12 protein-coding genes, 1 tRNA gene and 1 rRNA gene are annotated in these 13127 nt (G+C 57.0%); 8 read left to right on the forward strand and 6 right to left on the reverse strand.

Features of this window, described 5'->3' with window-relative positions:
* Positions 1-36: 36 nt before the first annotated feature.
* Entirely contained in the window at positions 37-882 is an 846-nt protein-coding gene (locus H2Z33_RS06065) for an AraC family transcriptional regulator (protein ID WP_017383974.1), read from the reverse strand.
* A gap of 169 nt (positions 883-1051) precedes the next feature.
* Between H2Z33_RS06065 and H2Z33_RS06070 the strand changes: the two genes are divergently transcribed.
* Together H2Z33_RS06070 and H2Z33_RS06075 are read left to right on the forward strand one after the other, a co-directional pair.
* Positions 1052-1127 (forward strand) — tRNA-Phe (locus H2Z33_RS06070).
* A 113-nt stretch (positions 1128-1240) separates the two neighbouring features.
* Positions 1241-1858 (forward strand): DUF2238 domain-containing protein, encoded by a 618-nt coding sequence (locus tag H2Z33_RS06075; RefSeq protein WP_063135483.1) that lies wholly within the window; start codon positions 1241-1243, stop codon positions 1856-1858.
* 107 nt (positions 1859-1965) lie between these two features.
* On the opposite strand, the gene rrf is transcribed toward H2Z33_RS06075, so the two are convergent.
* Positions 1966-2081 (reverse strand): 5S ribosomal RNA (gene rrf / locus H2Z33_RS06080).
* A gap of 252 nt (positions 2082-2333) precedes the next feature.
* On the opposite strand from rrf, the gene H2Z33_RS06085 reads away from it, so the two are divergent.
* On the forward strand, positions 2334-2486 hold the full coding sequence (locus tag H2Z33_RS06085; protein WP_042719158.1) for a Hok/Gef family protein: 153 nt from the start codon (positions 2334-2336) through the stop codon (positions 2484-2486).
* A gap of 121 nt (positions 2487-2607) precedes the next feature.
* The gene (locus tag H2Z33_RS06090; RefSeq protein WP_063135427.1) at positions 2608-3282 is read left to right on the forward strand and encodes a tetratricopeptide repeat protein; all 675 of its coding nucleotides are present in this window, start codon (positions 2608-2610) and stop codon (positions 3280-3282) included.
* Positions 3283-3362: 80 nt separating this feature from the next.
* On the opposite strand, the gene gltP is transcribed toward H2Z33_RS06090, so the two are convergent.
* The gene (gene gltP, locus H2Z33_RS06095; RefSeq protein ID WP_015570199.1) at positions 3363-4676 is read right to left on the reverse strand and encodes a glutamate/aspartate:proton symporter GltP; all 1314 of its coding nucleotides are present in this window, start codon (positions 4674-4676) and stop codon (positions 3363-3365) included.
* 423 nt (positions 4677-5099) lie between these two features.
* On the opposite strand from gltP, the gene acs reads away from it, so the two are divergent.
* From acs to actP, 3 genes are all read left to right on the forward strand, one after another.
* A complete protein-coding gene (gene acs, locus H2Z33_RS06100; protein ID WP_045907627.1) occupies positions 5100-7058 on the forward strand; it encodes an acetate--CoA ligase in 1959 nt (652 codons plus the stop codon).
* Positions 7059-7186: 128 nt separating this feature from the next.
* Positions 7187-7501: a DUF485 domain-containing protein gene (locus H2Z33_RS06105; protein WP_017382635.1), complete on the forward strand. Its 315-nt coding sequence runs from the start codon at positions 7187-7189 to the stop codon at positions 7499-7501.
* Positions 7498-9147 (forward strand): cation/acetate symporter ActP, encoded by a 1650-nt coding sequence (actP, locus tag H2Z33_RS06110; protein ID WP_032672106.1) that lies wholly within the window; start codon positions 7498-7500, stop codon positions 9145-9147. Before H2Z33_RS06105 ends, actP begins: the two co-directional genes overlap by 4 nt.
* 33 nt (positions 9148-9180) lie before the next feature.
* On the opposite strand, the gene H2Z33_RS06115 is transcribed toward actP, so the two are convergent.
* Both H2Z33_RS06115 and H2Z33_RS06120 read right to left on the reverse strand, forming a co-directional pair.
* A complete protein-coding gene (locus H2Z33_RS06115) occupies positions 9181-9870 on the reverse strand; it encodes an LrgB family protein (protein ID WP_015570195.1) in 690 nt (229 codons plus the stop codon).
* Entirely contained in the window at positions 9863-10273 is a 411-nt protein-coding gene (locus H2Z33_RS06120; RefSeq protein ID WP_032668810.1) for a CidA/LrgA family protein, read from the reverse strand. Before H2Z33_RS06120 ends, H2Z33_RS06115 begins: the two co-directional genes overlap by 8 nt.
* Before the next feature lie 102 nt (positions 10274-10375).
* Here H2Z33_RS06120 and H2Z33_RS06125 point away from each other — a divergent pair, with 102 nt between their 5' ends.
* Entirely contained in the window at positions 10376-11263 is an 888-nt protein-coding gene (locus tag H2Z33_RS06125; protein ID WP_047734698.1) for a LysR family transcriptional regulator, read from the forward strand.
* A 75-nt stretch (positions 11264-11338) separates the two neighbouring features.
* On the opposite strand, the gene H2Z33_RS06130 is transcribed toward H2Z33_RS06125, so the two are convergent.
* Positions 11339-12985, reverse strand: coding sequence for a Na+/H+ antiporter (locus H2Z33_RS06130; protein ID WP_003860270.1), 1647 nt, complete (start codon positions 12983-12985; stop codon positions 11339-11341).
* Between the last annotated feature and the right edge of the window lie 142 nt (positions 12986-13127).

A 13127-nucleotide genomic window follows, 5' to 3' on the forward strand; every position in this document is an offset into this window, starting at 1 on the left:
GGTGACTCCTTTTTTATTAGAGCCACGAATGTGCCGTTATTTTCTGGAAACGTCTGGAAGGTTTGTGCACAACCGACGGTAGTGTGCCGGAGAAATACGGTATGCCCGCTGGAACCAGCGACCAAGATGGCTTTGATCGGCAAAACCCACTGCCGCCGCAACATCAACAGGCAGTTCCCCACACGCCAGCATCTGTCGGGCCTTTGCCAGGCGCAGCTGGATAAGCCAGGCGTGCGGTGCCAGGTGAAATTCGCGCTTAAAACAGCGGGTGAGCGTAAAGCGATCCGTACCCGTCTCACGGGCAAGGTCTGACAGCCCCACGTTCTCGCCGATATGCGCATAGAGATAGTCGCGGGCACGATGCGCCACGGCGGAGCTTTGTAACTGCAACGGGAGTTTCTTACGCCAGTGGCAGTGGGCAGTGATCTGAGAGAGCAGGTTATCCATTGTGCTCTGTTGGACGATCTTCATTTCATCGTTATGCAACGAGGCAAATGTATCACCGATAGCGCGCACCAACTGAGGCTCTCGCGTCAGCGTTTGGGCAAAGTGGAGGGTGTAGCTCCCGGGAGTAGAGTCGTACAGCCCTTGAAGCGTACGGGTGAGCCAGTGTTCATCCAGATAAAAGGTCAGATAAGTAAAGCCCCCCTCTATCGGCGCATCACCGTCATGGATCTCCCCGGGCTCAAGTAAAAAAGCATCGCCCGGCTGGCTACGGTGGCGTTCACGGCGACAGTGGAACTGCTGGGTGCCGGAAAGGGTTATTCCGACCAGATAGCTATCATGCCAGTGGGGATCAAAGGCATGTCCTTCGAAATGCGCCTTAATTGTCTCAATACCTGTTTCTGCATGCTGACGCAGCTCAAGCCAGTCGTTTGCCATACTGCCCTCCTCTTACCGTCAGCATTGTCACATCTTGCCTGAACTGTCTGGAAGATTTGTGCAATTCCAGGGCACAAACGGACAGATTGCCGCAAACTTAAGCAGTTGAACAGCTTTTCCCGAAATAATGTTGACGATCGCGCGCGATTGCGGTTTAATGCGCTCCGTTGCCCGGATAGCTCAGTCGGTAGAGCAGGGGATTGAAAATCCCCGTGTCCTTGGTTCGATTCCGAGTCCGGGCACCACTATTTAAAGAACCCAGCCTATGGCTGGGTTTTTGCTTTTCTGTATCTGCTACGCATTGAATTTTCCCTTCTGTCAGGTAATAGTGATTTTTTCCCCTGACAATGAAAATGATATGACCTTATCTGCTTTAAAAGTCGGGTCACTGCTCCTGCTGATGATCCTGTTTTATACCGGCCTGTTCACGAGCGATCGCATCACCTGGCTGATGGAGGTGACGCCCGTCATTATCATCATCCCACTTCTGCTTGCCACGCACCGGCGATACCCCCTGACTCCCCTTCTCTATACCTTGATTTTCTTCCACGCCATCATTCTGATGGTTGGTGGTATGTACACCTATGCAAAGGTTCCGGTTGGTTTTGAGGTTCAGGAGATGCTCGGGCTTAGCCGAAATCCGTATGACAAGCTCGGTCACTTCTTCCAGGGGCTGGTTCCCGCACTGGCAGCGCGAGAAATTCTGCTGCGCGGTGGGTATGTTCGTGGACATAAGATGACGGGATTTCTGGTGTGCTGTGTTGCTCTGGCCATTAGCGCCACCTATGAACTCATTGAGTGGTGGGCAGCTTTGGCAATGGGACAGGGTGCGGATGATTTTCTGGGGACGCAGGGCGATCCATGGGATACCCAGTCAGATATGTTTTGCGCGCTGCTTGGTGCGTTAACGACGGTGCTGATCCTTGGGCGTTTCCATCAGCGGCCATTGCTTCGTTTGAATGTTTGTCAGGGATAGTACGCTCTGAGTTGCCGGGTGGCGGCTTCGCCTTGCCCGGCCTGCCGTTTTTCGACGTACAAACGCAAAAAGGCCATCCTTCCGGATGGCCTCTTCACTTAATTGATGCCTGGCAGTTCCCTACTCTCACATGGGGAGACCCCACACTACCATCGGCGCTACGGCGTTTCACTTCTGAGTTCGGCATGGGGTCAGGTGGGACCACCGCGCTAAAGCCGCCAGGCAAATTCTGTTAATCTGTATCAGGCTGAAAATTTCGTCTCTTCGCCAAAACACCTTCGGCGTTGTAAGGTTAAGCCTCACGGTTCATTAGTATCGGTTAGGGTCTGAGTCCAATTGAATATCGAACCCAGACCTATGTGCCTCGTGTTTAACTGTCCAACTTTTTGGGGTCAGTACAACCCGAGGCTACTCCCTCAACTACCAACAGGTTGAGAGTAGCCTCTTATTCTTTTTTACACAAGGAGTAAAAGGCATGACGCCATTAAAAACTGCGTTAGGCATCGTCTTTATTATTTGCCTGACGATAGTGATCTTTACCTTTATTACTCGCGGCAGGCTCTGCGAGTTTTCAATAAAGAGTGAACATCAGGAGGTGGCGGCGAAATTAGCCTGTAACGCAGGCTAACCTCTTCGGGCGGAACGCGTGTTCCGCCCGGCTTGTGGGATGCTGAGGTCTTAACGCACCCGTTTTTTTCTTCTGTCGCCGCGATTATACTGCGCGGCGTGTACCCAGATGATAAGAATCCATGAAAACCCTTTTTCTGATGTTGTTATTTTTAACCGCGTTTGCCCATGCCGATGAGATAGGCAGCCAGTATAAAAAGCAGGCTGAAGCGGGCGATGCGCGCGCGCAGTATTATCTTGCCGATACCTGGTTCAGTTCCGGCGACAGCGAGCAGGCGGCGCTGTGGGCGGAAAAAGCGGCAAAAGGCGGTGATGTCGACGCCATGGCGCTGCTGTCGCAAATCCACTTTTCGCAGGGTGACTATGCGCAGGCTAAAGCCCTGGCCCAGCAGGCAAACATTGCGGGCAGCAAACGCGGCGCGATCATGCTGGCGCGGGTGCTGGTGAACACGCAGGCGGGCAAAACCGACTACCCGCAGGCCATCGCACTGCTGCAATCGGCGACCGAAGACATCGATAGCGACTCGGCGGTAGACGCGCAACAGCTGCTGGGGCTGATCTATGCCAACGGCGTTGAAGTCCCTCAGGATGACGTGCAGGCCGCGTCGTGGTTCAAGCGGAGTTCGGCTCTGTCCCGGACGGGCTATGCGGAGTACTGGGCAGGAATGCTGTTCAGGCAGGGTGAGAAAGGCTTTATCACACCGAATAAACAGAAAGCGCTTTACTGGTTAAACCTGAGCTGTACCGAAGGGTTTGATACCGGGTGTGAAGAGTTTGATGCGTTGAGCGGGGAGTAACGTGCCGGGTGGCGGCTTCGCCTTACCCGGCCTACAAAACCCGTAGGCCCGGTAAGCGCAGCGCCACCGGGCTTAGAATGTTACTGGTCAGCCGTTTTATCAAAACGACCCAGCACCTCGCGTTCATACGCCAGCGCTTTTTTACGGTCGAACTTGTGTTCCCACTTGGAGATTACCAGCACCGCCAGCGCATTACCCACCACGTTCAGCGCAGTACGCGCCATGTCGAGGATACGGTCCACACCGGCAATAAACGCCAGGCCTTCCAGCGGAATACCGACGCTGCCCAGCGTCGCCAGCAGCACCACGAAGGAGACGCCCGGCACGCCTGCGATGCCTTTTGAAGTCACCATCAGCGTCAGAACCAGCACGATCTCCTGCCACAGCGACAGGTCAATGCCGTACAGCTGCGCGATAAAGATTGCCGCAATACTCTGATACAGCGTCGAACCATCCAGGTTAAAGGAGTAGCCCGTTGGCACCACGAAGCTGGTAATGGACGCCGGCGCACCGTAGGCCTCCATCTTCTCAATGATACGCGGCAGCACGCTCTCGGAGCTTGCCGTGGAGTAGGCCAGAATCAGCTCATCCTTCAGGATGCGGATCAGGATCCAGATGCTGAGCCCGCACAGGCGCGCCACAATGCCCAGCACTACCAGCGCGAAGAACAGAATCGCGAAGTGCACCAGAATCACCAGCTTCGCCAGCGGCCACAGGGAGGCAAAGCCGAAGTTCGCTACGGTCACCGCAATCAGCGCGAATACCCCGACCGGCGCATAGCGCATCACCATGTGGGTGACTTTGAACATGGTTTCGGAGACAGATCGGAACACGGTGACCAGCGGTTCACGGTGCGTCGCGGGCAGGGAAGAAAGCCCCAGACCAAAGAGTACCGAGAAGAAGATGATCGGCAGCATCTCGCCCTTCGCCATGGACGCGATAATGTTGGTCGGCACCAGCGAGAGAATAGTCCCCATCAGTCCATGCGAATGGCTCTGCACATCGGCGGTTGTGCTTTGGTATTTCGAAATATCCACCGTCGCCAGCTGCGACATATCGATCCCGGCACCAGGCTGGAACACATTCGCCAGGGTGATGCCAAGAACGATGGCAACCGTGGTGATCACTTCGAAATAGAGAATAGTTTTAACGCCGATGCGGCCTAACTGTTTCGCATCACCGACACCCGCGATACCGACCACCAGCGTCGAGATCACAATCGGCACAACAATCATCTTGATCAGATGAATAAAGATATCGCCCGCAGGGGAGAGAAGGTTCGCAATCAGCCACTCGCGGCTGTCACTATGATAATGGAGGTAACTGCCCAGCAAGATGCCCAGCACAAGGGCCAGCAGGATCTGCCAGGCCAGGCTGACTTTCAAATTTTTCATAGAAACTGACTTCCTCAATGAAATCTCCGTACCATCAAAACTGCATGAATATGGAGACATACTGAAAGGGTATGAATTGTGTTGCGTTGGTTTATGGGATTTTTTAACGCGCCGTATGAGTATCATTTGCACGGCATGCTGCGCAAGCCTTAAAGAACAAGGCATTTCACTGCAAAAAGTGTCATTGACGGCAATTTATAGCAATTCGCATAAATAACCATTTGTTATACAAAATATTTTCACTTCAAAAAAGTGAATAATTCTTCAGATGAATTATTTCCCTTCAAAGTTTCATTCGCTCAATTTTCATACTCTTCAGACATTGCGTGATCTGTCGCCCAAATACTAAACAAAGCTTGTAAAGCCCCTACTATTAACGTTTTTGCGACATATTATTAACATCTTACAAGGAGAAAAAAAGCCATGAGCCAAATACACAAACACGACATTCCCGCAAACATTGCGGACCGTTGCCTGATAAGCCCGGAGCAATACCAGGAGAAATACCAGCAGTCCGTTTCCAGCCCTGACGCGTTCTGGGGTGAGCAGGGCCACATCCTCGACTGGATCAAACCTTATCAGAAGGTAAAGAACACCTCTTTCGCGCCGGGCAACGTCTCCATTAAATGGTATGAAGACGGCACGCTGAACCTGGCGGCGAACTGCCTGGACCGCCATCTTGCTGAACGCGGCAACGAAACGGCCATCATCTGGGAAGGCGACGATGCCTCTCAGAGTAAACATATCACCTATAACGAACTTCATCGCGACGTGTGCCGCTTTGCCAACGTGCTGCTGGCCCAGGGCATTAAAAAAGGCGATGTGGTGGCGATCTATATGCCAATGGTGCCGGAAGCCGCCGTGGCTATGCTGGCCTGCGCGCGCATCGGTGCGATCCACTCCGTTATCTTCGGCGGTTTCTCGCCGGAGGCGGTTGCCGGGCGTATTGTCGACTCGAATTCGAAGCTGGTGATCACCGCTGACGAGGGCGTGCGCGCCGGGCGCGGTATTCCGCTGAAGAAAAACGTTGATGAAGCGCTGAAAAACCCGAACGTGAAATCCATCAGTAACGTCATTGTCTTCAAACGCACGGGCGGCAAAATCGACTGGCACGAGGGGCGCGACCTGTGGTGGAGCGATCTGATTGAAAACGCGAGCGACCAGCATCAGCCTGAAGAGATGAACGCGGAAGATCCGCTGTTTATCCTGTATACCTCCGGCTCCACCGGTAAGCCGAAAGGCGTACTGCATACCACCGGCGGCTATCTGGTTTACGCGGCCACCACCTTTAAATACGTTTTCGACTACCATCCGGGCGACATCTACTGGTGTACCGCCGACGTGGGCTGGGTGACCGGTCATAGCTACCTGCTGTACGGCCCGCTGGCCTGCGGCGCAACGACGCTGATGTTTGAAGGCGTACCGAACTGGCCGACCCCGGCGCGTATGTGCCAGGTGGTTGATAAGCATCAGGTCAACATTCTCTACACCGCGCCAACGGCGATCCGCGCGCTGATGGCGGAAGGCGATAAAGCCATCGAAGGGACCGACCGCTCTTCCCTGCGTATCCTCGGCTCCGTGGGCGAGCCGATCAACCCCGAAGCCTGGGAGTGGTACTGGAAGAAGATCGGCAACGAGAAGTGCCCGGTGATGGATACCTGGTGGCAGACCGAAACCGGCGGCTTCATGATCACCCCGATGCCGGGCGCCACGCAGCTGAAAGCCGGTTCGGCCACCCGTCCGTTCTTCGGCGTGCAGCCTGCGCTGGTGGATAACGAAGGCAATCCGCAGGAAGGCGCTACCGAAGGCAACCTGGTGATCGTCGATTCCTGGCCTGGCCAGGCGCGTACCCTGTTCGGCGACCATGAGCGCTTCGAGCAGACCTACTTCTCGACCTTCAAAAACATGTACTTCAGCGGCGACGGCGCGCGCCGGGATGAAGACGGTTATTACTGGATCACCGGACGCGTGGACGACGTGCTGAACGTCTCCGGCCACCGTCTGGGCACGGCGGAGATTGAGTCTGCGCTGGTGTCGCATCCGAAAATTGCCGAAGCGGCGGTTGTCGGCATTCCTCACAACATCAAAGGCCAGGCGATCTACGCCTACGTCACTCTGAACCACGGCGAAGAGCCGTCGCCAGAGCTGTATACCGAGGTGCGCAACTGGGTGCGTAAAGAGATCGGCCCGCTTGCCACGCCGGACGTGCTGCACTGGACCGACTCGCTGCCGAAAACCCGTTCCGGCAAGATTATGCGCCGTATCCTGCGCAAAATCGCGGCGGGCGACACCAGTAACCTCGGTGATACCTCAACGCTGGCCGATCCTGGCGTGGTGGACAAACTGCTCGAAGAGAAGCAGGCCATCGCAATGCCTTCCTAGTGTTTTCTCCCTCTCCCCGTGGGAGAGGGCCGGGGTGAGGGCATCAGACCGCACCTTCCTCCCCTCACCCTCTCCCCACAGGGGAGAGGGGATAAAAACAAACCAACCTTACTTCTGGAGACTCTGTGATGAATAACGATATTTGTCAGCAGATAGAGAATAGTGCGCACTACAGGGAGCTCGTCGAAAAACGGCAACGGTTTGCCTTCATCCTTTCCATCATCATGCTGATTATCTACGTCGGCTTTATTCTGCTGATCGCCTTTGCGCCGCACTGGCTGGGCACCCCGCTGCATGAGGGTACCAGCGTCACGCGCGGTATTCCGATTGGGATTGGCGTGATCATCATTTCGTTTGTGCTCACGGGTGTGTACGTCTGGCGTGCGAACGGTGAATTCGATCGTCTTAACAGAGAAGTTCTGCGCGAGGTAAAAGCATCATGAAGCGAGTCCTGACGGCGCTTGCCGCCACACTTCCCTTTGCTGCCCATGCGGCAGATGCCATTACCGGCGAGGTCCAGCGTCAGCCAACCAACTGGCAGGCGATTATCATGTTCCTGATTTTCGTGGTGCTGACGCTGTACATCACCTACTGGGCGTCGAAACGCGTACGCTCCCGTAACGATTACTACACCGCGGGCGGCAACATTACCGGCTTCCAGAACGGGCTGGCGATAGCGGGGGACTTTATGTCCGCCGCCTCGTTCCTCGGGATCTCCGCGCTGGTGTACACCTCCGGGTATGACGGCCTGATCTACTCCCTCGGGTTCCTGGTGGGCTGGCCAATCATTCTGTTCCTGATTGCCGAGCGCCTGCGCAACCTGGGACGCTATACCTTTGCTGACGTCGCCTCCTATCGCCTGAAGCAGGGGCCGATTCGCTCCCTCTCCGCCTGCGGTTCGCTGGTGGTGGTGGCGCTCTATCTGATCGCCCAGATGGTGGGCGCGGGCAAACTGATCGAGCTGCTGTTCGGCCTGAACTACCACGTCGCGGTGGTGCTGGTAGGCGTGCTGATGGTGATGTACGTCCTGTTCGGCGGCATGCTGGCCACCACCTGGGTACAGATCATCAAAGCGGTACTGCTGCTGTTCGGCGCCAGCTTTATGGCCTTTATGGTGATGAAGCACGTCGGGTTCAGCTTCAATAATCTGTTTACCGAAGCGATGGCGGTCCACCCGAAAGGGGAAGCGATCATGAGCCCGGGCGGGCTGGTGAAAGATCCGATATCCGCGCTCTCGCTCGGTCTCGGCCTGATGTTCGGTACCGCTGGCCTGCCGCATATCCTGATGCGTTTCTTCACGGTGTCAGATGCGCGTGAAGCGCGTAAAAGCGTGTTCTACGCTACCGGGTTTATGGGCTACTTCTACATTCTGACCTTTATCATCGGCTTCGGCGCAATCATGCTGGTGGGGGCAAACCCGGCGTTTAAAGACGCGGCGGGCGCGCTTATCGGCGGTAACAACATGGCGGCGGTGCATCTGGCCGACGCGGTGGGCGGCAACCTGTTCCTCGGCTTTATCTCTGCCGTGGCCTTTGCCACCATCCTCGCGGTGGTTGCAGGGCTGACGCTGGCCGGCGCGTCGGCGGTTTCGCATGACCTCTACGCCAACGTCTTCCGCAAAGGCGCAAGCGAGCGCGATGAGCTGAAGGTCTCCAAAATCACCGTGCTGGTGCTGGGCGTTGTCGCCATCCTGCTGGGGATTTTGTTCGAGAAACAGAACATCGCCTTTATGGTCGGGCTGGCCTTCTCGATTGCGGCAAGCTGTAACTTCCCGATCATTCTGCTCTCCATGTACTGGTCAAAACTGACCACCCGTGGGGCGATGATTGGCGGCTGGCTGGGCCTGCTGACGGCGGTGATTCTGATGATCCTCGGCCCGACCATCTGGGTGCAGATCCTCGGTCACGAAAGCGCTATCTTCCCGTATGAATACCCGGCGCTGTTCTCCATTGCCGTGGCGTTTATCGGGATCTGGATTTTCTCTGCCACCGATAATTCACCGGAGGGTAACCTGGAGCGTGAAAAATTCCGCGCCCAGTTTATCCGCTCGCAAACCGGCCTGGGCGTTGAGCAGGGCCGCGCGCACTAAGCCTTTTCTCCCCGGTCGCTCTGGCCGGGGAGCTTAAAACATCACCCACGCCACCAGCGGCGCAATCAGCACCATCGTGACGCCCGAAAGCATCATCACCAGGCTCGCGACCACGCCCTCCTGCTGTCCCAGCTCATACGAACGTGCCGTCCCCGCCCCGTGCGACGCCGCGCCAAACCCCGCGCCTTTCGCCATCCCTTCGCGAATGGAAAGCCGCAGAAACAGCACATCCCCCACTGCCATGCCGAAGACGCCCGTCACCACCACAAACAGCGCCACCAGATCCGGCTGGCCACCGAGCGGTTTGGCGGCTGCCAGCGCAAACGGCGTGGTCACCGAACGCACCGCCAGGCTGCGCTGGATTTCATCCGACAGGGTAAACAGCCGCGCCAGCCAGACCGAGCTGCACACCGCCACCACCGTCGCGGTAACGACGCCCGCGCTGAGTGACATCCAGTGGCGTCTGATAATGGCGAGGTTGTCATAAACGGGTACGGCGAAGGCGATGGTCGCCGGGCCGAGCAGCCACAGTAGCCAGTGGGATTCGCCAATGTAGTTCTGCCAGGAGATATGGCCGAAGACCAGCATCAGCACCAGCAGGATCGGCGTAAAGACCAGCGGCATCAGCGGCAGCGCGCGAAAGCGGCGATACAGGCGCTTGTTGGCAAAGTAGATGACGACTGTCGCAATCAGGCACAGCACGCTTATCTGAAAGTTAGTCATGCGTCTGCCTGCTGATTTCAAAGCGATACACTTTATCCACCACCCAGGCGGTGGCGCCCAGCACCATCAGCGTGCTCAGGGCGATAACCGCAAAGATGCGCCAGCCGTCGACCATCAGCAGCTGGGCATAGTTCACCACCGCCACCACGGCCGGCACAAAGAACAGCAGCATCTCCGCCAGCAACCAGCGTGCGCCGGCCCGCACCCAGCTAAGGGGCAACGCGCGACAGAGGATCAGCGTCAGCAACAGCACCATCCCCACCAGGTTGGCGGGTAAAGGCAGATGCAGCCAGTCGACAAGATATTCCGCGAAAACAAACAGTCCCGCGTAAAGCAGTACCTGAACCGGTACCTGGAGTCGTTGAACAACGGCAGGCGTAACACGGCTTAACGCCACGGCCATGGGGGTTTTCCTCAGAAATGAGACGAGGCGCCAGTATAGTGAGCGTACGGTATCGACTGAAATGAATTAAAATCATCGAAGGTATAGTTTCGAGGAATAATCATGGACATAAGAACGCTGCGCTATTTTGTCGAGGTGGTTCGCCAGCAAAGTTTTACCCGCGCAGCGGAGAAGTTATTCGTAACCCAGCCAACCATCAGCAAGATGCTGAAAAACCTCGAAGATGAGCTGAACTGTACCCTGCTGATCCGCGACGGGCGCAAGCTGCTGCTGACCGATACCGGTCGCGTGGTGTTCGAGCGCGGGCTGGCAATTCTGGCGGAGTTCCGCCAGCTGGAGGCCGAGCTTGGGGACATCAACCATCTGACAAAAGGGCTGCTGCGGCTCGGTATTCCGCCGATGGTCGGCATGATGATGGCCGGCCCGATAAGCCTGTTTCGTCAGCGCTATCCCGGCGTTGAGCTAAAAATTGCTGAATTTGGCGGCCTGACCGTGCAGCAGGCGGTGATGAACGGTGAACTGGACGTGGCCATGACGGCCCTTCCCGTTGAGGAGGAGAGCGGACTGGCGACGCTGCCGCTCTTTAGCCACCCGCTGTGCGTGCTGGTTCCCCGCTCCGGTGAATGGCTGAAGATAGACTCGGTAAAGCCCGAGCTGCTCGGCGAGCACCCGCTGCTGATTTACAACGAAGATTTCGCCTTAAGCCGCCAGCTGATGGCGCTGTTTAACCAGCATAACGTGAAGCCGCGCATTGCGGTGCGCAGCGGCCAGTGGGATTTTCTGGCGGCGATGGTACAGGCGGGCGTGGGGATTGCCATTCTGCCGCAGCCGATCTGCGAGCGGCTGGATAAAAATACGCTGCGCTGGATCCCGCTGGAGAGCGACCTGCACTGGCAGCTGGGGATGATCTGGCGTGAAGGGGTCTATCTGTCGCACAGCGCGCAGGCGTGGTTGCAATGCTGTGAGGGGTTTTGGGTACCCTCACCCTAACCCTCTCCCACAGGGAGAGGGTACCGATCGAGCACGTAGGCCCGGTAAGCGCAGCGCCACCGGGCAATTACAGCGCTACTGATTCTCAATCAACAACGCTTCCAGCAGATCCAGATCGTGCAGCAGCTTTTGCAGCGTCTCGTTGCTGATCTGCCGCGTGGCGCGCAGGTGATACAGCTCGGCACGCTCGGAGCGCAGCGCCGCCAGGCGGAAACGGCGTTCGAGGTTCTCTTCCTGCAACGAACTTTCCACGTCGTTACGTCCGTCAGCACGGCGACGCAAATTACCGATCACGCGTGAACTGACTTCCTTCAGCAGCTGGTTATCAATGTTCTCTTCGGCATCGGCGGCCAGACGCTCCTCCATCTTCTCGATGGCGACAATCGCCACTTCCGCCGTCGCCGCACGGGCAATCCGCTCTTCTTTGTGCTGTTGCGAGGAGTCCCCCGCGTCAATATGTTGCAGCAGAATCGGCAGCATAATCACGCCGACAAACAGGGAGAAGAGGATCACCCCCGCCGCCAGGAACACCAGCTCGTAGCGCGCCGGGAAGACGTCACCCGTCGGCAGCAGCAGAGGAATGGAGAGCACACCAGCAAGGGTGATCGCCCCGCGCACGCCCGCGAAAGAGGCAATCAGCAGCTCGCGCGTGGTCCACGAGCCAAACTCCATCGGCTTTTTGGTCAGGAAGCGCACGCTGAATTTCTTCATCGTCCACAGCCAGCCGAAACGCACCAGCATCAGCGCAAGGTAGATGAGCACGATATCGGTAAACAGCATCCAGACTTCAACGTTTGGATCCGCTTCGGCCGCAATCAGCGAGGATTCCATAATGCCCGGCAGTTGCAGACCCAACAGCAGGAACACCATGCCGTTAAACACAAACTCGAGCATGGCCCAGGTACTGTTCGCGCGCAGGCGCATCGCCAGCGGCGCGCGCCGCATAACGCCGGAGCGGGTGATGGTCATCCCCGCGGCTACCGCCGCCAGAATGCCCGACACGCCGATGTGTTCGGCAATCAGGTAAGAGGCGAACGGCAGCAGGAACAGCAGGACGATCTGCGTCGCCGGTTCATCACCACCCCAGCGGCTAAGGAAGCGCAGCGAGCGTCCGTACAGCCAGCTCACTACGAAGCCCGCGAGGATACCGCCAATCGCCACCTTGAAGAATTCCAGGGTCGCGCCGCCGACGGTAAAGACCATGGTGCCCATGGCAACCGCCACGGCAAACTTGAGGGCGACCAGGCCAGAAGCGTCGTTCATCAGCGCCTCGCCCTGCAAAATGCCCATGATTTTCTTTGGAATGCGCCCTTCGCCCACAATGCCGGACAGCGCCACGGCGTCGGTAGGCGACAGCACGGCGGCCAGCGCAAAGGCGGGTATGAGCGGGATCCCCGGTACGGCCCAGTAGATCAGAAAACCAATCCCGACCACGGTGACCACCACCAGCGCCAGCGCCAGGCCGAAGATCTCTCGCCCGTGCTCCAGAAATTCGCGCGTCGGCGTTTTCCAGCCATCGGCAAACAGCAGCGGCGGGATAAACAGCACGAGGAACAGTTCCGGATCGAACTCCACGTGCAGACCGAACGTCGGCCACGCCAGCAGCGCACCGATAGCTATTTGCATTAAAGGCAGGGGGACCTGGAAGGGCAGTACGCGTGTAACCACCCCGGATAATGAGACCACAAGGGTCATGATGAGTATTGTGAAGAAAATTTCCATGCGTTCCCTGTTTGCTGTGTTTCTTATATGCCAAACCTGAGGCGTCGTGCCTCTTATTCTATCCTCTCCAGAGTAACGTAAAAGGCAACAGGATGAGTCCTGAAAATAAAAACGGGCGGCCTGAGCCACCCGTTTTCGCATA

The sequence above is a fragment of the Enterobacter sp. YSU genome (genome assembly GCF_016082135.1).
Classification (GTDB): Bacteria; Pseudomonadota; Gammaproteobacteria; order Enterobacterales; family Enterobacteriaceae; genus Enterobacter; species Enterobacter hormaechei_C.

Bases quoted from the DNA above. Each gene is read 5' to 3' on its own strand.
- H2Z33_RS06065 (WP_017383974.1), bottom strand. From the start codon at position 882: ATGGCAAACGACTGGCTTGAGCTGCGTCAGCATGCAGAAACAGGTATT.
- H2Z33_RS06075 (WP_063135483.1), top strand. From the start codon at position 1,241: ATGACCTTATCTGCTTTAAAAGTCGGGTCACTGCTCCTGCTGATGATC.
- H2Z33_RS06085 (WP_042719158.1), top strand. From the start codon at position 2,334: ATGACGCCATTAAAAACTGCGTTAGGCATCGTCTTTATTATTTGCCTG.
- H2Z33_RS06090 (WP_063135427.1), top strand. From the start codon at position 2,608: ATGAAAACCCTTTTTCTGATGTTGTTATTTTTAACCGCGTTTGCCCAT.
- gltP (WP_015570199.1), bottom strand. From the start codon at position 4,676: ATGAAAAATTTGAAAGTCAGCCTGGCCTGGCAGATCCTGCTGGCCCTT.
- acs (WP_045907627.1), top strand. From the start codon at position 5,100: ATGAGCCAAATACACAAACACGACATTCCCGCAAACATTGCGGACCGT.
- H2Z33_RS06105 (WP_017382635.1), top strand. From the start codon at position 7,187: ATGAATAACGATATTTGTCAGCAGATAGAGAATAGTGCGCACTACAGG.
- actP (WP_032672106.1), top strand. From the start codon at position 7,498: ATGAAGCGAGTCCTGACGGCGCTTGCCGCCACACTTCCCTTTGCTGCC.
- H2Z33_RS06115 (WP_015570195.1), bottom strand. From the start codon at position 9,870: ATGACTAACTTTCAGATAAGCGTGCTGTGCCTGATTGCGACAGTCGTC.
- H2Z33_RS06120 (WP_032668810.1), bottom strand. From the start codon at position 10,273: ATGGCCGTGGCGTTAAGCCGTGTTACGCCTGCCGTTGTTCAACGACTC.
- H2Z33_RS06125 (WP_047734698.1), top strand. From the start codon at position 10,376: ATGGACATAAGAACGCTGCGCTATTTTGTCGAGGTGGTTCGCCAGCAA.
- H2Z33_RS06130 (WP_003860270.1), bottom strand. From the start codon at position 12,985: ATGGAAATTTTCTTCACAATACTCATCATGACCCTTGTGGTCTCATTA.